17 protein-coding genes are annotated in these 20,694 nt (G+C 50.0%); 9 read left to right on the top strand and 8 right to left on the bottom strand.

Annotated features, from left to right (window positions below; genetic code table 11):
- Positions 1-22: 22 nt before the first annotated feature.
- The 3 genes from BM257_RS03655 to BM257_RS03645 are packed head-to-tail and all read left to right on the top strand — an operon-like array spanning position 23 to position 3,590.
- Positions 23-511 carry a sigma-70 family RNA polymerase sigma factor gene (locus tag BM257_RS03655; protein ID WP_092068348.1) on the top strand — a complete coding sequence of 163 codons (489 nt, stop codon included), beginning with the start codon at positions 23-25 and terminating at the stop codon, positions 509-511.
- Positions 498-1,028: a DUF4974 domain-containing protein gene (locus BM257_RS03650; RefSeq protein ID WP_143096733.1), complete on the top strand. Its 531-nt coding sequence runs from the start codon at positions 498-500 to the stop codon at positions 1,026-1,028. Before BM257_RS03655 ends, BM257_RS03650 begins: the two co-directional genes overlap by 14 nt.
- A 3-nt stretch (positions 1,029-1,031) precedes the next feature.
- A complete protein-coding gene (locus BM257_RS03645; protein ID WP_255405493.1) occupies positions 1,032-3,590 on the top strand; it encodes an outer membrane beta-barrel family protein in 2,559 nt (852 codons plus the stop codon).
- A 595-nt stretch (positions 3,591-4,185) separates the two neighbouring features.
- On the opposite strand, the gene ilvC is transcribed toward BM257_RS03645, so the two are convergent.
- From ilvC to BM257_RS03605, 8 genes are all read right to left on the bottom strand, one after another.
- On the bottom strand, positions 4,186-5,235 hold the full coding sequence (ilvC, locus tag BM257_RS03640; protein ID WP_092068342.1) for a ketol-acid reductoisomerase: 1,050 nt from the start codon (positions 5,233-5,235) through the stop codon (positions 4,186-4,188).
- 188 nt (positions 5,236-5,423) lie between these two features.
- Positions 5,424-6,158, bottom strand: coding sequence for a transporter (locus BM257_RS03635; RefSeq protein WP_092068339.1), 735 nt, complete (start codon positions 6,156-6,158; stop codon positions 5,424-5,426).
- Between the two features lie 59 nt (positions 6,159-6,217).
- Positions 6,218-6,958, bottom strand: a complete 741-nt coding sequence (locus tag BM257_RS03630; protein WP_092068336.1) for an acyl-[acyl-carrier-protein] thioesterase — start codon at positions 6,956-6,958, stop codon at positions 6,218-6,220.
- Complete coding sequence (ilvN, locus tag BM257_RS03625; protein WP_092068333.1) at positions 6,951-7,496, bottom strand: acetolactate synthase small subunit; 546 nt, start codon at positions 7,494-7,496, stop codon at positions 6,951-6,953. Before ilvN ends, BM257_RS03630 begins: the two co-directional genes overlap by 8 nt.
- Before the next feature lie 13 nt (positions 7,497-7,509).
- Positions 7,510-9,213: a biosynthetic-type acetolactate synthase large subunit gene (gene ilvB, locus BM257_RS03620; RefSeq protein WP_369821294.1), complete on the bottom strand. Its 1,704-nt coding sequence runs from the start codon at positions 9,211-9,213 to the stop codon at positions 7,510-7,512.
- A gap of 59 nt (positions 9,214-9,272) precedes the next feature.
- Positions 9,273-11,075 carry a dihydroxy-acid dehydratase gene (ilvD, locus tag BM257_RS03615; protein WP_092068327.1) on the bottom strand — a complete coding sequence of 601 codons (1,803 nt, stop codon included), beginning with the start codon at positions 11,073-11,075 and terminating at the stop codon, positions 9,273-9,275.
- Between the two features lie 91 nt (positions 11,076-11,166).
- Positions 11,167-12,051 (bottom strand): glycoside hydrolase family 25 protein, encoded by an 885-nt coding sequence (locus BM257_RS03610; RefSeq protein WP_092068324.1) that lies wholly within the window; start codon positions 12,049-12,051, stop codon positions 11,167-11,169.
- Between the two features lie 6 nt (positions 12,052-12,057).
- Positions 12,058-13,695 (bottom strand): diphosphate--fructose-6-phosphate 1-phosphotransferase, encoded by a 1,638-nt coding sequence (locus BM257_RS03605; RefSeq protein WP_092068321.1) that lies wholly within the window; start codon positions 13,693-13,695, stop codon positions 12,058-12,060.
- A gap of 194 nt (positions 13,696-13,889) precedes the next feature.
- Between BM257_RS03605 and BM257_RS03600 the strand changes: the two genes are divergently transcribed.
- The 6 genes from BM257_RS03600 to BM257_RS03575 are packed head-to-tail and all read left to right on the top strand — an operon-like array spanning position 13,890 to position 20,662.
- A complete protein-coding gene (locus BM257_RS03600) occupies positions 13,890-14,159 on the top strand; it encodes a hypothetical protein (RefSeq protein ID WP_092068469.1) in 270 nt (89 codons plus the stop codon).
- A 5-nt stretch (positions 14,160-14,164) separates the two neighbouring features.
- A complete protein-coding gene (locus BM257_RS03595) occupies positions 14,165-14,722 on the top strand; it encodes a 1-acyl-sn-glycerol-3-phosphate acyltransferase (RefSeq protein WP_092068318.1) in 558 nt (185 codons plus the stop codon).
- Entirely contained in the window at positions 14,719-17,604 is a 2,886-nt protein-coding gene (locus tag BM257_RS03590; protein ID WP_092068316.1) for a golvesin C-terminal-like domain-containing protein, read from the top strand. The genes BM257_RS03595 and BM257_RS03590 overlap by 4 nt, the downstream gene beginning before the upstream one ends.
- A 16-nt stretch (positions 17,605-17,620) precedes the next feature.
- Positions 17,621-17,968: a hypothetical protein gene (locus tag BM257_RS03585; RefSeq protein ID WP_092068313.1), complete on the top strand. Its 348-nt coding sequence runs from the start codon at positions 17,621-17,623 to the stop codon at positions 17,966-17,968.
- Between the two features lie 35 nt (positions 17,969-18,003).
- Positions 18,004-19,932 (top strand): YgiQ family radical SAM protein, encoded by a 1,929-nt coding sequence (locus tag BM257_RS03580; protein WP_092068311.1) that lies wholly within the window; start codon positions 18,004-18,006, stop codon positions 19,930-19,932.
- Complete coding sequence (locus BM257_RS03575) at positions 19,856-20,662, top strand: hypothetical protein (RefSeq protein ID WP_092068308.1); 807 nt, start codon at positions 19,856-19,858, stop codon at positions 20,660-20,662. The genes BM257_RS03580 and BM257_RS03575 overlap by 77 nt, the downstream gene beginning before the upstream one ends.
- Positions 20,663-20,694: the final 32 nt, after the last annotated feature.

Genomic DNA, 20,694 nt, shown 5'->3' with positions numbered 1-20,694 from the left:
GGATAAAAAGACTAAGTGACAGATGAAAGACAAGCAAGAGTTTGAGGCTGTATTCCGACACTATTACAAAGGGATGTACGCTTTTGCACTGCGTATGCTCCATGACGAGGCGGACAGCAAGGACGTGGTAAGCGATGTGTTCACCCAACTGCTAAACAGCACCGTCGACCTCCACTCCACAACTCTTCAAGGATTTCTGCTGACCAGTGTGCGCAACCGCTGTATCAACTTGCTGGCTCATCAGCAGCGGACACAAGCAGTCATAGCGGACTGGAATCCCACGACATCCGAGGTGGATGAGGAACTACTGGGAATGATTCACCGCTTTGTCAGCAACGAGCTGCCTCCCCTCTCCCAACAGGTACTCCGTCTGCGCTACCAGCAAGGACTGAAATACAGGGAGATCGCCGAGGAGTTACAAGTCAGCGAAGTCACTGTTCATAACCATCTGTCACAGTCACTCAAACGAATTAAAGAACACTTAAAATCCTTAGGTTATGGAATCAAATGACAAATTAGAGGAGCTGCTACGGCAGATGTATGCTGAGGAGACACAGGTGGACCTTGACGAGGAATGGCAGAAGTTCGAGGTAAAGCACTTTACCCCTAAACGCAAGTCTTGGGGATGGACGCAGATAGCGGCACTCTTTATCGGCGTACTGATGCTGTCAGGGATTGCCTATGCCGCTATCCATATCATCAGCAACAGCCACTCACAAAAGACTGAAGTCCAAGATACGACAGTCATTGTTCACAAAACATCAGCCCCTGCTGTAAGACAGTCCTCACAAGAGAGTCTGACACTTTGTGAACCGAAGACTTTTGAGAACGTCCCCCTCAAGGACATCGCTGTCGAACTAGCATCTGCCTACCGCATAACCATCGAGATAAGGAATGCCGAGACCGCTGCCTTGCGTCTCTACTACCCGTGGAATCCGCAGATGCCACTCCAGCAGGTCGTGGAGGAACTGAACCGATTCGAGAAAGTACACCTGACACTTAACGGCGACACGCTAATCATCGAGTAAGCCATGAGACATATATTATACCTTATTATATTGTGCCTTGGCTTAGTCGAAGCACAAGCGCAGAAACTGAGTAAGAGTTACACCGAAGTCTCGCTCTCCGACGTGCTCATCGACCTGAACCGTTCACAAGCGGACAGCCGCATCAGTTTCATCTACAACGAACTGGAGGACTTCACTGTCACCACCAGTTTCCGCAACCAGACCATCGGCAATGCTGTGCGTCAGGTGGTAGGCTTTTATCCGATGAAGATTACTGAGACCGACAGTCTCATCACCGTAGAGTGCATCCAAAAAGAGGCGCAGAAGGTCATCGGGTGCGTGATTAACGAACAGGGGGAGCCCGTGGAGTTTGCCAACGTAGCCTTGCTGCTGCCTGCCGATTCCTCGTTCATCAATGGCGGTGTGACAAATGCCAACGGCGATTTCGTCATCCCCTGCCGCCCTGGCCACATGCTTATCCGTGTGTCGTTCGTCGGCTACAAGACGCACTACCAGCCCTGCACCGTCGGTGAGGTGGGCAACATCCGCCTCCGTCGTGATGCCATCGTATTGAAGAACGTCGTGGTGAAGGGCGAGATTCCGCAGTATAAGTCCACCCCTGGCGGCATGACCGTTGAGATACAGAACTCCATCCTGAAAGACGTAGGGACAGCCGATGACCTGCTCTCGATGCTGCCTCGTGTGGAGGGCGGCGACGGCAAGTTCACCGTCTTTGCCAAAGGCGAGCCGGAGATTTATATCAATAATAAAAAGGTACGTGACGCGAAGGAACTGAAACAACTCAAATCGACGGACATCAAAAGTGTCGATATCATCACCTCGCCTGGTGCGAAATACAACGCCGAAGTCTGTGCCGTCATCCGTATCAAGACCATCAAGCGACAAGACAACGGTCTGAGCGTAGAGGCATTCACTCAAACAAAATACAACGACTGGTGGACCAACTATGAGGACTTCACCCTAAGATACCGTACTGGCGGGTTGGAAGTCTTCGGCACAGGTACTTTCTACAACCACCATTATTCAGAAGACCCGGTTCTTTCATCAGAACTCCTGTTCGACAACAACCCCATCCACATCGACCAGACTGCCCCCAATTCTATATGGTTCACCTCTGTACACGGCAAAGCCGGACTCAGTTATGACATCGATGAAAACAACTCCATAGGAATGACATACAGTTGTTCTGGCGAACTCTATGGTAGTGGTGAGATGAATGGTTCGCAAACAATCTATCGTAATGGACAGTTGGAGGGCAAAGTGAGCCAATGGATGCACGTCAACCACACCACCATACCCGACCATGATGCCAACATCTATTATGTAGGCAAGATAGGCAAACTGGGTATTGACTTCAATGGCACATGGCTTTGGCAGAAGACTGTACGCAGAGACATCGAGACGGAAAGAAGCACAGAACTGGAAAACCGCGACATCCACAGCAATGCAGAGGACCGTCGCAGGATGCTGGCTGCAAAACTCGTACTCTCCTATCCCGTGTGGAAAGGCGAACTGAGCGTAGGCTCTGAGACCACCAGCACCCATAGTAACGGCATGAGTGAGAATATAGAAGGATGGGTACCTGCCTCCGAAAACCATATCAAGGAAAACAATCTGGCGGGTTTTGCCGAGTACAAAGTGCAGTTAGAACACTGGAGCCTTAATGCTGGTCTGCGCTATGAGCACGTAAGCACCGATTATGAGTCATATAGTATCCGCAGCGATATTCAGCCAGAGCCGAGCCGAACCTACAATGACCTCTTCCCTAATGTGTCTATAGGCTGGCAGAAGGACAAGTGGGGACTGCAACTCAGTTATACCAAGCGAATCAACCGCCCCAGTTATCGCTCATTGAGCAACTATGTGCAATACGACAACCGCTATCAGGTAGAGGGTGGTAACCCGATGCTGCGTCCGGCAATCCGTCAGGACATCGACCTCAGCGTTACTTACTCTTGGCTTAGTTTCAATGCTGGCTTCGAGCACTACAGCGACAAGATTCTGAACTTCAGCAGTCTCTATCAGCAGGGCAGAGACATCATCATGTGGCGCAACGAGAACTTCGACGATTTCAACTGCTGTCACGCCTCGATAGTAGCCTCACCTAAATGGGGCATCTACACACCGACACTCACCCTCGGCTACTTCCAGCAGTTCTTCGATGTAAGGCAACATGGCATTGTCCATAGTCTTAACAGACCTGAGTGGAGCATCAACCTGCGCAACTGGCTGGCATTGGGAAAGACTGCCAAAGCGATGGTCTATATCCACTACGCCACCACCCACGACTATGGCTTCAGCCGCCAGCATTATGAGTTCAACGTGAACGCCCGCTTGCAAAAGACTTTCATGAATGGTCAACTAACGGCAGTACTCTTTGCCAACGACATCTTCCGTACGCTCCGTGACAAATGGGAGGGCTACTACCCTGTAGAGGTCCTGACCCGCAATGCCAACCAATATTCCAGGGAAATCGGCATATCACTGCAATACAACTTCAACGCCACCCGCTCGAAGTACAAGGGAACAGGTGCTGGCAATGCAGAGAAGAGCCGAATGTAAACTGCATCAATATAGTTAAAAACATGACAGGGTTCTTGCTTTATAATAAGATATTGCATCAAGCAAGAATTCTGTTATGCCACTCTTGCATTCCGTATCTCATTCTGTAAGAAATCTAATAACTTCCAAGATTATCCGATAATTAATTTGACCATATTCCATAGAATTCGTGTTTATGACAAAGATTAGAAACGTGATTGCAAACTATATATTGTCAAAAAATTTGGTCAAAAATCGTGTATGGATTTTTGTGCATTCTAGGATGAGAGGAAGCAAAAAACAGGGGTGTTTGGGGCAAAAACGGAGGAAGGACGTACCTTCGGAGGGGTTAGGCGGCACCTTCCTACCCTTTAGGTGCCGCCTTCGGACCCTTTAGGTGCCGCCTTTCAAAGTGAAAAACAGTGCCTTTTAAGGGCTTTTTTGCGTGTTTTCAGGGTGTTTTCCGAGGGTCAGAAAGAGGGAGAAACGGGGAACACACTCAGTATCAAGGGAATACGAAAACCGCTCAGATTTTGCGTATTTGACACCAAGTTAGGACTTGGTGGATTTCACGCGAAACCTGAGCGGTCTTTTGTTAAATATTTATCAGACAGAATTAATCTTCCTGATTCTCGGGACGCAGCTTGCGGACAGTCTCACCGGCACGCCACATCTCCTGGTTGCGCATAGCCTCGAGTTCCTTCTCCAGACCGGCACGATAGTCGGGCTTAGAGTTAGCGTCGATGGTGATCTGAGCCTCATTACCCGTCTTCACAGAGTAGTACAGCCACTCCATCACAGGCTTGATAGCGTCGTGGAAACGGGGAGCCCAGTCGAGGGCACCACGCTGTGCGGTAGTAGAGCAGTTAGCGTACATCCAGTCCATACCTTTGGCACCGAACAACGGACCAAGGCTCTGGGTCAGCTCCTCAACAGTCTCGTTGAAAGCCTCAGAGGGAGAGTGACCGTTCTCACGGAGCACCTCATACTGTGCGAGCAGCAAGCCCTGGATAGCACCCATCAGTGAGCCACGCTCACCAGTCAGGTCAGAGGTAGCCTCACGCTGGAAGGTCGTCTCGAACATATAACCAGCACCGATACCGATACCGAAGGCGAGTGTCTTCTCCTTAGCCTTACCAGTAGCATCCTGATAAACAGCATAAGAGCAGTTCAGGCCACGACCCTCGCAGAACATCGTGCGGAGAGAGGTACCGGAACCCTTAGGAGCCACCATGATAACGTCAACATCCTTGGGAGGAACAACACCTGTGCGGTCGCTCCAGTTGATAGCGAAACCATGACTGTAGTACAAGGTCTTACCGGGCTTCAGATATTGCTTGATGGTAGGCCACTGCTGCATCTGACCAGCATCAGAGAGCAGCATGCAGAGGATAGTACCCTTCTCAGCAGCCTCCTCGATAGAGAACAGTGTCTTACCAGGAACCCAGCCGTCGGCAACAGCCTTGTCATAGGTCTTACCCTGACGCTGTCCAACGATCACGTTAAAGCCGTTGTCACGCAGGTTGCAAGCCTGTCCAGGACCCTGCACACCATAACCGATGACTGCAATAACCTCATCCTTCAAAACCTCACGTGCTTTCTCCAAAGAGAACTCCTTGCTGGTGACTACAGTCTCCATCACGCCACCAAAATTCATTTCTGCCATAATTGCGATTTGTTGTTTAAAATGTTATACTTATCCCTTGCCGACCATGCCAGCCCTACCCGAGAGCCGTCGTTTTGTTAGTCTGCTCAGTGCCTGCGCGAGACACCGACGAGGGCTTAACTGATTAATTGGTTGCAAAATTACGAATTAGTGCGTAAAACACAAAATAAATTATGTTTATTTTACTTTTATTTCTTTGTCAACTGCCATGCCACACCCACCATGACATCGAAGAAGCGATTGTGATGCCTGAGACTGATATCCGTACAGATTCCCAACTCTATGCGTGGCTTGAGTTGATAAGAGAGTGTCACACATGCCCACGGCTGCACCTGTTCATCCTCATCCGCACCATAATAATAATTACTCTCTTCAAGAGAGAGGGTGAGCCGGTCATTGAGCGCGATGTCAAAGAAAGCGCCCCAGGTCACGGTAGGCCGCGGGGTGTCATCCCATATTAGTCCTCCCGAATAGTTCAGCGAGCACCAGGACGTGAGTTCATTGGCAAAGAGCAGTCCGAGCTGTCCACCGAAGTTGTCGGGCAGGAACGAGTAGTTCTCCCCACCAGGAATATAGACATTTCCCAATAGCGAGATAGCAGGGACTGCTTTCCATCCCTCAAACAGTTTAGTCTTGAAGCCAAAGGCGAGATCACCTATTCCATGGTAGTTCTCTCCCTCGTCATTCGTGTGCAGCCATGCCGCCTGGAAGCGAAGCTCTGTGGTACTGGAGATACCATAACGAAGGACAAAGGAGAACGGCGACCACGTATGGTAATCCTCGTCGAACATCTTATCGTGCTGATAAAAGGCATAAGGCTCCCACTGCAGGCGCCCCTTAGGCATCACGTCAGGTGCCAGCACCGGACCTCCAAACAGGTCGGAGGTGAACTCGGCTGTTTCCTCCTCCGTCTCCTGCGCCATGACACTAAGTGGCAAGAACAGTAAAAACAGTAGCAGAGAGCGCATGATATCGATTTTAGTTAAACAAAGACGACTTTACTACGGCAGCACTCCACATCGTTATCTTTACAGATGCGGACATTGAAAGTGGAGGGCGTCTCTTCCTCGATATAGAACGAGAGACGGTCACCGGCATGTGCCTCAGCGACGTAGGCGATCTCGAAACGTTTGATACGGTGCTCCTTATACCATGCCATATCCCAGAGGTCGAGTACGTGCTCGATATACTTCACTGAGTTGATATGTCCGTTGATGTCCACATCATTATAATAGGTGTCGATGGTACGCGCCAGTCTCGCGGCATCACCCATCCTCACTCTCCCACCCTTGTCGATGGGACACTCCTTGTCCTTGACGATCCACTGTTCGATGGCACCATTGTCGATGGCGTAGATATCAGTGGGCTGGCGACTCTCGGTGTCTATCATCGCCCAGATAGAGCGACCGTAGCCATATACCTTGCCGGACTCATCGACAACCGCGAAGTTACGGCTGGTGAAATAGCGCATAGCACTCTCCACCCACGTCTCCACATTAAACTTCGTGTATTGCAACGGCATCTCCTCCATCTCGATGGCAAGGCGTGACAGCACCCATGAACGCTTGATCGTCATGAGGTACTTCATGCCGAAGCCACGTGCCGAGCTATGAAAATCAGCGGCATTGAGCATGTGGTTACCCAGATGCCCCATAAACAGTCTGCCACTGAAGTCACAGTGGAACGGTTCTGCCATAAAAGGATAACAACCGACCTTATCCATGCTGGCGTTCCCTTTCCTCTAAGAACTCGCTGACCTGCTCCTGTGTGCCACGGGTGACGGCGATACGTCCGCTGCGGGTGTACTGGAGTACGCAACCGAACTCATTCAGAGCACGGTAGAGAGAGATGATGTCCTCCGTACGACCATTCTTCATCACGATGATATAGGTGGGATTGACTTCCGTGATACTGGCGTCAGACCTGCGGATGGTGCGTGATATCTCCGGATTCTGCATCACCAAGTCCGTGGACAACTTATAAAGTCCTGTCTCACGGATAAACAACTGGTCATCGGTGAAATAGTTTGCCTTCACCACGTCAATCTTCTTCTCAATCTGTTTGGTGATCTTGATAATCTGGTCCTCATCGCTCCAGGCGGTGATGGTGTACTTATGTACTCCCTCAATACTGGATGCCGACACGTTCAGACTCTCGATATTCACCTGACGGCGCGTAAAGACTGCCGTGATCTGATTCAGGATACCTGCGACGTTCTCTGAGTATACCAGCAGTGTATATAGTTTATTCTTCTCTTTCATCTTACTTCTTACATCAAATCTCCAACATCATGTCATTCACATTCATTCCCGGAGGTGTCATCGGCAACACGTCATCATCCTCCTTGATGGCACACTCCAAGATATACGGACCCTTGGTCGCCAGCATCTTCTCCACGGCAGCGGCAAGGTTGGCACGGTCGGTCACTGCCTCGTAGGCAATACCATAGCCCTTCGCTATCAGCTCGTAACAGGGGTTGAGCATCTTCGTGAATGACTTACGACGACGCCAGAACATATCCTGCCACTGGCGCACATTACCCAGATAGTTATTGTTCATGACTATCATCTTCACAGGAGCCTGCTGCTCCATGATAGTACCTAACTCCTGGATGTTCATCTGGAAACCACCGTCACCCATGAAACAGACCACCATACGGTCAGTGGCAAATGTTGCGCCGATGGCGGCAGGCATACCATAGCCCATCGTACCCAGACCGCCACTGGTACAGATACTACGCTTCTCAGGATATTTGAAATAACGGGTAGCAAAGAGCTGATTCTGTCCCACATCCGTTACGAGGACTGTTCCCTTCGGGGCTTTCTCTGCGACGGCATTGACGACCTCACCCATCAACAGCGGTCCTTCCTTGGGGTGGATGGCAGGCTCGATGACTTTCGTACGCTCCTTCTCATCCAACTCCCTGAACGAGTTACGCCATTCCGTATGCTTGTTCTTATTCAACAATGCCGTGAGGGCGGGCAGCGACTCCTTACAGTCGGCGACGACAGCCACATCGGTCTTCACATTCTTGTCTATCTCACTGCGGTCGATATCCAGATGAATGATCTTCGCCTGCTTGGCATACGTCTTGGTATTACCCGTCACACGGTCACTGAAACGCATACCGATAGCTATCAGCACGTCACACTCCTGCTCCTTCAGGTTAACAGCGTAGTTACCATGCATACCCAGCATACCTACATTCAGCGGATGGTCAGAGGGTAAGGCACTCAGTCCGAGCATCGTACGACCAGCGGGGATATCCGCTTTCTCCAAGAAAGTCTTCAGCTCTTCCTGAGCATGACCTAACTCAACACCCTGCCCTACCAGCGCAAGAGGTTTCTTGGCGTTATTGATCAGTTCGGCAGCCTCACGGACAGCCTCCATGTTCAGTTTCGGATAAGCCACATAGGAACGGACGAAGTCCACCTTCGCAGGTTCCCAGTCTATCTCTTCCACCTGTGCGTTACGAGGGAAGTCAAGGACGACAGGACCTGGTCTGCCCGTACGGGCAATATAGAAAGCACGACTTACTGCCCATGCGACATCCTCGGCATGACGGATCTGATAGCTCCATTTGGAGATTGGCTGGGCGACACCCACGAGGTCAACCTCCTGAAAGGCATCAGTACCCAACGCATTGATGGCTACCTGTCCGGCAATCACCACGATGGGCGTAGAGTCCAACATCGCATCAGCAATACCTGTCAGGGTGTTTGTCACACCAGGACCACTGGTCACCAGGGCAACACCCACCTCGCCAGAGACACGGGCATAGCCCTCTGCGGCATGGGTAGCACCTTGTTCATGGCGTACCAGGATATGGTCAAAACACTTCTTTTCACCTCGTGTATAGTCGAAGAGCGCGTCGTAGACGGGCATGATACTTCCGCCCGGGTAACCAAAGATGGTCTTTACCCCTTCTGCCTGTAAGGCACGCATCAGCGCCTTCGATCCTGTAATTCTGTCTCTCATAATTCTTATTTTTTCTAGATGCTCTAGATACTCTAGATTTTCTAGATGCTCTAGATGTTCTAGTCTATAATTCTTACTCCTCCCTTATCGGCTGAGCTGACACTCTGGGCGTAAGCTCTCAGTGCCTTGCTGATCTCACGCTGGCGCTTCAGCGGCTGCTGCGGACGTGCCGCCAGCTCCTCGTCAGAGAGTTTTACATTGATACTGCGGTTAGGAATGTCTATTACAATAATGTCACCGTCCTTGATCTTACCGATATTACCACCAGCGGCAGCCTCTGGTGAGATATGTCCGATAGAGAGTCCGCTGGTACCGCCGGAGAAACGTCCGTCAGTAATAAGGGCACACTCTTTACCCATATGCATTGACTTGATATAACTGGTAGGATATAACATCTCCTGCATACCCGGTCCACCCTTCGGTCCCTCATGAGTGATGACGACACAGTCGCCTTTCTTCACCTTACCGCCAAGGATTCCCTCACAGGCATCTTCCTGTGAGTCGAAGCAGACGGCAGGACCTTCGAAATGCCACAGGCTTTCATCCACACCAGCAGTCTTCACCACACAGCCGTCCTGTGCGATGTTTCCAAAAAGTACGGCAAGACCGCCGTCTTTTGTGTAGGCATGCTCCAAGTCACGGATACACCCGTTGGCACGGTCGGTGTCAAGGGTGCCCCACTCCTCACTCTGACTTCCCATCTTTGTGGAGAAGCGGTTGCCGGGAGCACTCTGGTAGATACGGTTGGCGTCATAGTCGACACGTCCGTCCGTGATACAATACTTGTCCATTGCCTCTCCGATCGTCATACCATCGACACGAGGTGCCGACTTCTCGATGAGTCCGCCCTTGGATAATTCATGCATAATACCAAGGATACCACCTGCGCGGTTACACTCCTGTACACTATACTTCTGCGTATTAGGAGCCAGTTTGCAGAGACATGGGGTCTTACGACTCAATGCGTCAATATCATTGATGGTGAAGTCTGCACCAGCTTCTTGAGCTACTGCTAACAGGTGGAGTACTGTATTGGTTGAACCACCCATAGCGATATCCAGTGTCATCGCATTCAGGAAAGCCTGACGGGTAGCGATATTCCGAGGCAACACGCTCTCGTCACCATCTTGATAGTACGCAAAGGCATTCTTCACGATCTGACGGGCAGCCTGCTTAAACAACTCCACACGGTTGGTATGGGTAGCGAGAATGGTACCGTTACCAGGCAGAGAGAGTCCGATGGCCTCCGTCAGGGAGTTCATCGAGTTAGCGGTAAACATACCCGAACAGCTACCGCAGCCTGGGCAAGCACAACCTTCTATCTCTTTCATCTCCTCATCCGTTACAGAAGGATCGGCACCTTTCACCATCGCCGTGATAAGGTCGGCATTCTCACCACGCCACTTTCCTGCCTCCATCGGACCGCCAGAGCAGAAGATGGTGGGGATATTCAGGCGCATCGATGCCATCAGCATACCTGGTGTCACCTTGTCACAGTTGGAGATACATATCATCGCATCTGCCTTATGAGCGTTCACCATATACTCCACTGAGTCGGCGATGATATCGCGTGAGGGCAAGGAATAGAGCATACCGTCATGTCCCATGGCGATACCGTCGTCAATGGCGATGGTATTGAACTCTGCGGCATAACAACCCATCTTCTCTATCTCCTCACGGACGATCTGTCCTATCTCATGCAGATGCGTATGTCCTGGCACAAACTGGGTAAACGAGTTGACGACGGCGATGATCGGCTTACCGAACTGCTCATGTTTCATACCTGTGGCAACCCAGAGCGCACGCGCTCCTGCCATTCTTCTTCCTTCTGTGCATACCGCACTGCGTAATGGATGTTTCATTTTATATCAAGTATTTGTTCTTTTCCTAATTTAGTTTGCAAAATTACACATTTTCCGTCTAAATCCCAACGAAAATGCAGATATTTTGTCCTTATTCGTCCAGATAGGCATCCTCCCCGATCTGCTCACGAGCTCCGATCGTGAGTTTACGAAGGTCATAAAAAGAGCCATTGTAAATATTAAAATCGACCGTACCCTTGATGCCTGGAAGACGACCATTATCGGTATGCTGCCAGAATTTCCATGGTCCCTCATACTCCACCTGCTCGACATAATAGTGAGCTATCCAATACGGATAACTATCAAATACCGAGTCACTTAGGTATTTTAACTTAAACTTATAATACGTATAGATTATAGGCTTTACCTTATAGTGTTTCTCCACAATATCCAACCATTCCAAGACACTCGCCTTAAACTGCTCGTCAGTCTGGTTCTTGGGCTTGTGCTCCACGTCAAGTACCGGTGGAAGGTCACCATTCTCCAATTTCACATGGCGGATGAAATATTCCGCCTGAGCCTTTGCCGGAGAATGGACACTATAAAAATGATAGGCACCGCGAGTAAAGCCATACTCACGAGCCTGATGAAAGTTGTCGTAAAAATTCTCGTCAACGATACTGGCACCCTCCGTCGCTTTCATATAAATGAAACGCACGGGATACTTGTCTATCTGGCCGTTGTCCTTCAGTTCCTGCCAGTCAATGGTACCCTGATGATGACTGATGTCAATACCATGAATCTCATATCCCTCGGGGTAATTGACATCACCGTAAAGGGCACGCCAACGGAATCCAAAGGGACCTACAAAAATGTAATAGAAGAAAAAGACATATAACGCGACGATTAAAGCACCGCCAATCCACCACGCCCAACCTGGCATACGTTGGATAAGACGCACTAAGAGTCCTGGCCGCTTATGGCGGACAGGACTCGTCAAGCGTCGCTTTTGTTGCGGTTTACGCTTTGTCGGCATATTCAATTATTTTGCCTGCTCAAGAGCCAGCGTCATTGTGGGCTGGTCGCATACCTCAGACGGTCCCCAATACTGGATAGGTCCGGGATATACATAGCAGGTCTCCTTGGCCCAACGGTCACGTTGTGCCGCGAAGCATTTGAAAGGCGCACCGTCAAGTTCTACGAGTGCCTTACGGATAACAGGCTTCATCTCACCATTACGCTTCTCCATGTTCATCATCATGGTAATGGGCACACCACCTGCGATCCACTTGTCGGCAGGAGCCGTAGTATTCTTCACGATAGCCATGTAACCTGTCTTACCATTAGCGATCAACTGGGCTGCAGAGGTACCAAGCGCATAACAATAGTCGGCATCGAAATTAGAAGGTGCCGCGCAACGTCCCTCATAGCCGAAGAAATGGTGCTGGGCAGAGAACTTACCAGCGTACTTACCTGCCTTCTTCATCTTCTCGAGCTTCTGTGCCACCATGGTAGAGAGCAGTTTCTCTGTCTCAATGAGTGACACCTGTACGTTTCCGTGAGGATCACGGTCGAGGGCAAGCTGACGAGCCACACCAACAGGCAGGCTGTTGAATACCGCAAGGTTCTCCTCGGTGAGATGACTCTTGGCGAAGTCAACCTGCTCATCACGGCTGATATCCTTAGCCTCAGGCATAGCAAGTACGTCATTAAGCTGTGCGATCAATTTCTTGATGGCAGGAATGAACTCGATAACACCCTCTGGGATGATGACTGTACCAAAGTTATTTCCCTCGGCAGCACGTACGCATACGGCATTGGCGATATACGCCACGACATCGTCGAGACTCATAGACTTTGCCTCTATCTCCTCAGAGACAAGGCAGATATTTGGCTGTGTCTGTAATGCACACTCCAGGGCGATATGAGAGGCTGAGCGACCCATCACCTTGATAAAGTGCCAGTATTTACGGGCAGAGTTACAGTCACGCTCGATATTACCGATGAGCTCTGAGTATGTCTTACAAGCGGTATCGAAACCGAAAGAGGTCTCAATCTGATCATTTTTCAGGTCACCATCGATGGTTTTCGGACAACCGATCACCTGTACGCCATAGTTCTTTGCAGCATAATACTCTGCGAGTACGCAGGCATTGGTATTTGAGTCGTCACCACCGATAATCACAATAGCCTTGATGTCGAGCTCACGGATAATCTCCAAACCCTTCTCAAACTGGTCTACCTTCTCCAGTTTCGTACGACCAGAGCCGATCATATCGAAACCACCGGTATTACGATACTCGTCAATAATATCCTTGGTCAGCTCCATATAATTATGGTCTACCAGACCACCAGGACCAAGGATGAAACCGTACAGACGGTTTTCGGGATTCAGCTTCTTAATCTGGTCGAAAAGACCGGTAATGACGTTGTGACCGCCAGGAGCCTGACCACCTGAAAGGATGATACCCACGTTCATCTTCTTCGTGTTTGCCTCGGTAGCAGGCTCGAACTCTACGATAGGCATACCATAGGTGTTAGGGAACAGTTTCTTGATTTCTTCCTGATCACCAACACTCTGTGTTGCCTTACCTTCTTTGATTTTCACTGCGCCTTGAAGAGCCTTTGGCAATTTAGGCTGATAGGCTGCTCTTGCGTTCTGCAATGCACTCTTTTCCATAAATTCTTATTTAATTAAATAACGATAATGCTCAATTGGCTGACAAAATTAATCAATTTCTGTAAGAAATAAGAAAGAATAAGTGCTATTTTCTGCTTTTTAATCTTTTTTATGTGATGAAATATGATGTAAGTCAAAATTTATCCGTATCTTTGGAGTTCAAAACAAATAACAATTTAAGGAGGACACTATTTATGGCAAACAAGAAAACATTGAAAAAACAAATCAACCTTATCTGTGAGGAACTCTTTGTAGACTTCGTAGCAGCATCGTTGTATGGAAACTCACCTAATCACCCTGAGGCAGAAACGATCCTGCTCTCTATCGCTAAAGTTCAAAAGAACTACATCAGCCGTATTTCCCATCCAGAACCGGGAATGCCCGCAAAACAATATTACAAGGACCTCAAGGAAAAGTTCAGTAAGGAAGTCGTTGAGATTCTTGACCATATTAATAATCTGTAAGAAACATGTGGAGAAAATTTTGTAACTGGTTACTGTACAAACACATGGGGTGGACCGCCGAAGTGACGGAGGCTCACCCCGACAAGTATATTATCTGTCTGGCTCCCCACACCACCAACTGGGATTTTGTTCTCGGACAGCTTTATAACGGTGCCACAGGTCTTGACAGTAACTTCCTGATGAAGAAAGAATGGTTCTTCTGGCCCCTCGGTCCTATCTTCAAGCGGTTAGGCGGCATCCCCGTATGGCGCTCCAAGCATACGAGTATGACTGACAACCTGGCTGAGACGGCACGGCAGGCAAAGACCTTCCGGCTGTGTATCACACCAGAGGGAACCCGCTCACCGAATCCCGACTGGAAGAAAGGTTTCTACTTTATCGCCCTCAAGGCGGAGCTGCCTATCCTGCTCTATGGTATCGACTACGAGAAACGACTGATTGAATGTACAAAAACGATTATACCCAATGGTGACCTCGACCAGCAAATGCGAGAGATCAAACTATATTTCAGTAAGTTCAAGGGAAAGAAACCAGAGAACTTCGCATTAGGAGACATAGAATGAAAAGACTGACAATCATCATGATCCTGATTGCCGTGCTCTGTCCATATCATGGCTGGGCACAAAAGGAGAACACTACTGGCATCAAGGACAAATTAGAGAACTATTTCAAGAACTATAAGCCAGAGGGGGCACAGTTTTCAAGAGCTGCCCACCTGACCGACCTACAGATAGACGACGAGAGCGAGACGATCACCGTTACCGCCAACGATGCCTTTGCCGAACAGTCTTTCACCCCCCAGGTGGTAGAAAATATTTATAGTAAGATCAAACAACTACTGCCATCACCCTATGCCAGCTACTATCTGAAGGTGGAGACCCACCAGTATGAGATACAGGAACTAGTTCCTAACCGTCTCAAGAAGCACAAAGATGACAGTCGCATATGGAGCACAGACTACCAAGGGGAGCCATGGGTGAGGAACGTGAACATACCCTATGATATCAAGGAAGGACTGCAGGGCAGGCATCTCTCGCTATGGGCAAGCCACGGACGATATTTCGACAACAAGACAGGACTGTGGAAATGGCAACGTCCCAAGCTCTTCGGAACGACAGAGGATCTCTTTACCCAAACCATCGTAGTACCTTACCTCATCCCGATGTTGGAGCATGCGGGAGCCGTCGTTTTCACTCCCCGGGAGCGCGTATGGCAGAAAGAGGAAGTCATTGTGGATAACGATGGCAGTAAGCGTAACTATATCGAGGCGACATCCCATGGCAAATGGAGGACGACAGATATTCCGGGTTTTGCCTGTCACGACTCTGCATACATCGACAACGAGAATCCTTTTGAGGCTGGTACCGCACGGATGGTGAAGACGACAAACAGCAAGAGCCGTTATTCTCTTGCCAGTTATCAGCCGGACTTCCCCAAGACAGGTCGTTATGCCGTATATGTAAGTTACCAGACCTTGGACAACAGCATTGACAATGCCGAATACACCATCTGGCACAAGGGTGAACGCACTGTCTTCCATGTCAACCAGAAGATGGGTGGAGGTACGTGGGTGTACCTCGGTACCTTTGAGTTTGACAAGGGATATAGTGAGTTCAACCGTGTGACACTGACTAACCAGAGCGACCGTAACGGTGTAGTGACCACGGATGCCGTGCGCTTCGGCGGTGGTATGGGTAACATCAAACGCGGTGAGACGGTCAGTGGACTGCCTCGTGCCATAGAGGGTGCCCGTTACTATGCACAGTGGGCTGGTATGCCTTATACGGTATATAGCGGCAGAGAGGGCACCGACGACTATGCTGACGATATCAATGTACGGTCAAATATGACCAACTATCTTGCCGGCGGTTCCCCATTTGTCCCCAATAGTGAAGGACTCGGCGTTCCTATCGAGCTGGCTCTGGCAGTACATAGTGATGCCGGTTTTGCCAAAGATGGTGAGGGACTGATTGGCAGCTTATCTGTTATCACCTCTAATTTCAATGACGGCAAGCTTAATGCGGGACTTTCCCGTCTGGCCTCCCGTGATTTTGCTGACGCGTTATTGACCAATGTCACCAATGAGCTCCAATATAAATACGGACGGTGGAACAGAAGGGAGCTTTATGACCGCAACTACTCCGAGAGTCGTGTCCCTGCCGTACCATGTGCTATTCTGGAGACCCTGTCACACCAGAACTTCCCTGACATGCGCTATGGACAAGACCCCAATTTCAAGTTTACCCTGGCACGTATCATCTACAAGACCATCCTGCGCTATGTCAGTGAACAACACAATTTGGCATGCACGGTCACCCCGTTAGCTCCTGATCATTTCCACATTGAACTATCAAAGAACAAGGCACACCTGTCATGGGAAGAGGTGAAAGACCCACAAGAGCCGTCAGCCTCTCCTACTGGCTATATCATCTTTACATCAGAGGGCGGTGCCGATTTCGACAATGGGGTACTCGTCAAAGGAAAGAGTCATGAGATAGAGTTAGAGCCCAACATCCTCTACCACTTCAAAGTAGCGGCTGTCAATAAAGGAGGAAGGAGTTTCCCGACAGAGGTCCTTTCCGCCTATTACACTCCTTCGGCAAAGAAGACCGTTATGATTGTCAATGGCTTCCATCGTCTGTCATCACCAGCTGTCCTCAACAATAGTCGAGAACAAGGTTTCAATATGGATGACGACCCCGGTATCACCTACGGAGCAACAGCCGGATGGGTGGGCATGCAACGTTGTTTCAACAGGGACCAGGCGGGTGGAGAGACCATGAATGACCTCGGATGGAGCAGTGAGGAGCTGGCTGGCATGTTCATTGCGGGGAATGATTTCAACTATGTCACTACCCACGCAAAGGCAATAGCATCGGCTAACGAATACAATTTCGTCAGTGCCTCCAGCAAGGCGGTAGAGACCGGGAAGGTGAAACTGAAGGGCTATGACTTGGTTGACCTTGTATTAGGTCTGGAGCGTAATGACGGGCACAGCCTGGTTTACTATAAGTCTTTTGTTCCTGCCATGCGGAAAGTCCTGCAGAACTACACCCATAAGGGAGGAGCACTGTTGGTGAGTGGCGCCTATATCGGTACGGACATCGCTGGCTCGGAGGATGAGCAGTTTGTTGCTCAGACCTTGAAATGTACCTATGGCGGACAATACCGATCCGAGAGCAACCAGGTCAATGGCATGGGCACACAGATATATTATTATAATCGTCTCAACGAGGAGCATTATGCCGCTACCTCTGCTGACATCCTCCGACCTATGGCACCCGCGTTCACTGTCATGCAGTATGCGGATGGACAAGATGCGGCTGTCGCCTACAAAGGGAAAGATTACCGTTCTTTCGTGATGGGCTTTCCCTTCGAGTGTATCAAAGACGAACAGAAACAAAGATCTATCATGCGTGGTATATTAAATTTCTTATTAAAATAACTAAAAATCTAAGATTATGTACAAGATTCAAACCAATTCAAGCGGTACACGAAGTATCGAGATCAGCGACCAACATTTGGAAACCATTGAGAAGTATCAACTCTTCCGTGACCTGATTGACTCCAACGGCTATGTAGACGAGCAGGTCCTCGACAAACTGAAACTGAACATCCGCTCTATGCTGGAGTCAGACGCTGGTAAGGACAAGAACCTGCTGGACCTTTGCCTGGATGTGATCTATCACCAGAACATGAAGGCATACGGGCTGCAGCAACTCGTCCTGTTGTTTATTAACTGGAAGAACCGTGGTAATGGGAATCTCGGCATGACAACACGCGCCTTCCAGGGGACACCGTTTAATTAGTTGAGAGTTGAGAGTTGAAAGTTGAGAGTTGAGGGATGGAATATAGGCTGACGGATTTTCTACCTACGACAAAGAAGGAACTCGACCTCCGCGGATGGACGGAGGTCGATGTGATCCTGTTTAGTGGAGATGCTTACGTCGACCACCCCTCCTTCGGTGCCGCTGTTATCGGACGAGTACTGGAAGCTGCGGGCTATAAGGTGGCGATAGTACCACAGCCCGACTGGCATGGTGACTATCGTGACTTTAAGAAACTGGGACGCCCACGCCTGTTCTTCGGTATCTCACCAGGTTGCATGGACTCAATGGTCAACAAATACACAGCTAACCGCCGTCTGCGCTCCGAGGATGCCTATAGCCCTGACGGACGACATGACATGCGACCGGAATATCCCACCATCGTCTATAGCCGCATCCTGCGAGAGCTCTATCCTGACGTGCCCATCGTACTGGGAGGTATCGAGGCTTCCCTGCGCCGCCTGACCCATTATGACTACTGGCAGGACAGGTTACGTCCCTGTATCCTCTGTGATGCTCCTGCCGACATCATCACCTATGGCATGGGAGAGAAGACGACTTTGGAACTGGCTCGCCGACTGGATGAGGGACAACCTGTCAGTGCGTTACATGACTTGCCGCAGATAGTATACCTTGCCAACAAACAGGATATCCCGGGTGGAATCACGGAACAGGACATCGTTCTTCACTCTCATGAAGAATGTCTGCAGGACAAACGGAAACAAGCGGAGAACTTCCGACATATCGAGGAACAGTCGAACATGATTCATGCACAGCGACTGATACAACCCCTGGGAAGTCTGAAGGCAGAAGGCAGGTGTCTGACATCCGACAGCAGCCGTCAGCCATCATGTGTGGTCGTGAACCCACCCTATCCTCCTATGACGACAGCGGAGCTGGATGCTTCCTTCGACCTGCCCTATACCCGTCAGCCACATCCGAAATACAAGGGTAAGCGTATTCCTGCCTACGAGATGATCAAACACAGCGTCAATATCCACCGCGGATGCTTTGGCGGTTGTGCATTCTGTACCATCTCTGCCCATCAGGGTAAGTTTATCGCCTGCCGCTCGAAAGAGAGTATTCTCAAAGAGGTCCGACAGGTCGTTCAGATGCCCGACTTCAAAGGCTACCTCTCCGACCTCGGTGGTCCCTCCGCGAATATGTATGGCATGAAAGGGCGTAATATCAAGGCATGTGAGAAATGCAAGCGTCCCAGTTGTGTTCATCCACAGATATGTCCTAACCTCGACACCAACCATTCGGCACTACTGGATATCTACCGTGCCGTGGATGCCGTACCCGGTGTGAAGAAGAGTTTCATCGGCAGTGGTGTGCGCTACGACCTCATCCTGCACCACAGCAAGGACGAGGCAAGCAACCAAGCCGCCAAGGAGTATGCCCATGAGTTGATCACCCGTCATGTGAGCGGACGCTTAAAGGTAGCGCCAGAGCATACCAGCGATAAGGTGTTGCAGTTGATGCGGAAGCCGTCGTTCCAACAGTTCTACGACTTCAAGCGTATCTTCGACCGTATCAACAAAGAGGAGCACCTCAACCAGCAGATCATCCCCTACTTCATCTCCAGTCACCCTGGCTGCACAGAACAGGACATGGCACAACTGGCGGAGATTACCAAACAGTTGAACTTCCATTTGGAACAGGTTCAGGACTTCACGCCGACACCCATGACGGTGTCCACAGAGACATGGTATACGGGCTATGACCCCTATACGTTAGAGAAGGTGTACAGTGCCCACAGCCAAAAGGAGAAACTCGCCCAGCGACAGTATTTCTTCTGGTACAAGGAAACGAACAATAGCCAACGGGCAACAGACAGCAGACAGCATACATCAGACAGCAAGTATCATGACCATCATCGAGCAAAGCCTTATCGCGAAGAACCCGCAAAAGAAAAGCGAGGACGGCATCGTCGTCACCCCTGACTTTATCGCCGTCATCGACGGGTCGACCTCGAAGACAGACTATCGCCATAGCATCTTCCGCAGTAACGGGCGACAGGCGATGTGGCTGGTCTGCCGCTACCTGCGTCATGCCCCCAGGCAGATGACCTGTCATGAGTTCCTGCGCGGGGTCACTGCCTATATCCGCAAACATTACAAGAAGTCACGCCTGCAACGACTTATCGAGCATCCTGAGGAACGGTTGACCTGCTCCGCTGTCATCTACAGCCGCCTGCAGCGACAGATATGGATGATTGGCGACTGCCAGTGTCTGATTGACGGACAATACTTTGACAACCCCAAGCCCGAAGAGGCTGTCTATGCCGCCAAACGAGCCCAGTATGCCAGACAGCTGCTGGCGGAAGGGGTCACACAGGAAGAGTTACTGACCCATGACACGGCACGTGACTATATCCTCCAGGATATCGTCGACAGCATGAAACGACAGAACGTCACATTCTCTGTGATTGACGGTTTCCCTATTGCTGAGCAACACGTACCCGTCTTCACCCTCGACTTCCAGCCCCATGAGCTTGTCTTTGCCACCGACGGCTATCCCTTCCTGTGCCCCACCCTTGCTGAGAGTGAGCGACGACTTGACGAACAACGACAGAACGACCCGCTGAACATCAACACCTTTCTTGCCAGCAAGGCGTTTATGAAGGGGCAGGATTCCTTTGATGACAGGACCTATGTAAGATTTAAAGTATAAAATTTGGCTATCTCCCAATTTTTGTTTAATTT

The sequence above is a fragment of the Prevotella sp. tf2-5 genome (genome assembly GCF_900115435.1).
GTDB lineage: Bacteria > Bacteroidota > Bacteroidia > Bacteroidales > Bacteroidaceae > Prevotella.
The sequence above is the reverse complement of the archived record's forward strand: the minus strand, read 5'-3'. Positions and strand labels throughout refer to the sequence as shown.

Bases quoted from the DNA above. Each gene is read 5' to 3' on its own strand.
- BM257_RS03595 (WP_092068318.1), top strand. From the start codon at position 14,165: ATGTGGAGAAAATTTTGTAACTGGTTACTGTACAAACACATGGGGTGG.
- BM257_RS03590 (WP_092068316.1), top strand. From the start codon at position 14,719: ATGAAAAGACTGACAATCATCATGATCCTGATTGCCGTGCTCTGTCCA.
- BM257_RS03645 (WP_255405493.1), top strand. From the start codon at position 1,032: ATGAGACATATATTATACCTTATTATATTGTGCCTTGGCTTAGTCGAA.
- BM257_RS03610 (WP_092068324.1), bottom strand. From the start codon at position 12,051: ATGCCGACAAAGCGTAAACCGCAACAAAAGCGACGCTTGACGAGTCCT.
- BM257_RS03600 (WP_092068469.1), top strand. From the start codon at position 13,890: ATGGCAAACAAGAAAACATTGAAAAAACAAATCAACCTTATCTGTGAG.
- ilvC (WP_092068342.1), bottom strand. From the start codon at position 5,235: ATGGCAGAAATGAATTTTGGTGGCGTGATGGAGACTGTAGTCACCAGC.
- BM257_RS03655 (WP_092068348.1), top strand. From the start codon at position 23: ATGAAAGACAAGCAAGAGTTTGAGGCTGTATTCCGACACTATTACAAA.
- BM257_RS03575 (WP_092068308.1), top strand. From the start codon at position 19,856: ATGACCATCATCGAGCAAAGCCTTATCGCGAAGAACCCGCAAAAGAAA.
- BM257_RS03630 (WP_092068336.1), bottom strand. From the start codon at position 6,958: ATGGATAAGGTCGGTTGTTATCCTTTTATGGCAGAACCGTTCCACTGT.
- BM257_RS03580 (WP_092068311.1), top strand. From the start codon at position 18,004: ATGGAATATAGGCTGACGGATTTTCTACCTACGACAAAGAAGGAACTC.
- BM257_RS03635 (WP_092068339.1), bottom strand. From the start codon at position 6,158: ATGGCGCAGGAGACGGAGGAGGAAACAGCCGAGTTCACCTCCGACCTG.
- ilvB (WP_369821294.1), bottom strand. From the start codon at position 9,213: ATGAGAGACAGAATTACAGGATCGAAGGCGCTGATGCGTGCCTTACAG.
- BM257_RS03650 (WP_143096733.1), top strand. From the start codon at position 498: ATGGAATCAAATGACAAATTAGAGGAGCTGCTACGGCAGATGTATGCT.
- BM257_RS03605 (WP_092068321.1), bottom strand. From the start codon at position 13,695: ATGGAAAAGAGTGCATTGCAGAACGCAAGAGCAGCCTATCAGCCTAAA.
- ilvN (WP_092068333.1), bottom strand. From the start codon at position 7,496: ATGAAAGAGAAGAATAAACTATATACACTGCTGGTATACTCAGAGAAC.
- ilvD (WP_092068327.1), bottom strand. From the start codon at position 11,075: ATGAAACATCCATTACGCAGTGCGGTATGCACAGAAGGAAGAAGAATG.
- BM257_RS03585 (WP_092068313.1), top strand. From the start codon at position 17,621: ATGTACAAGATTCAAACCAATTCAAGCGGTACACGAAGTATCGAGATC.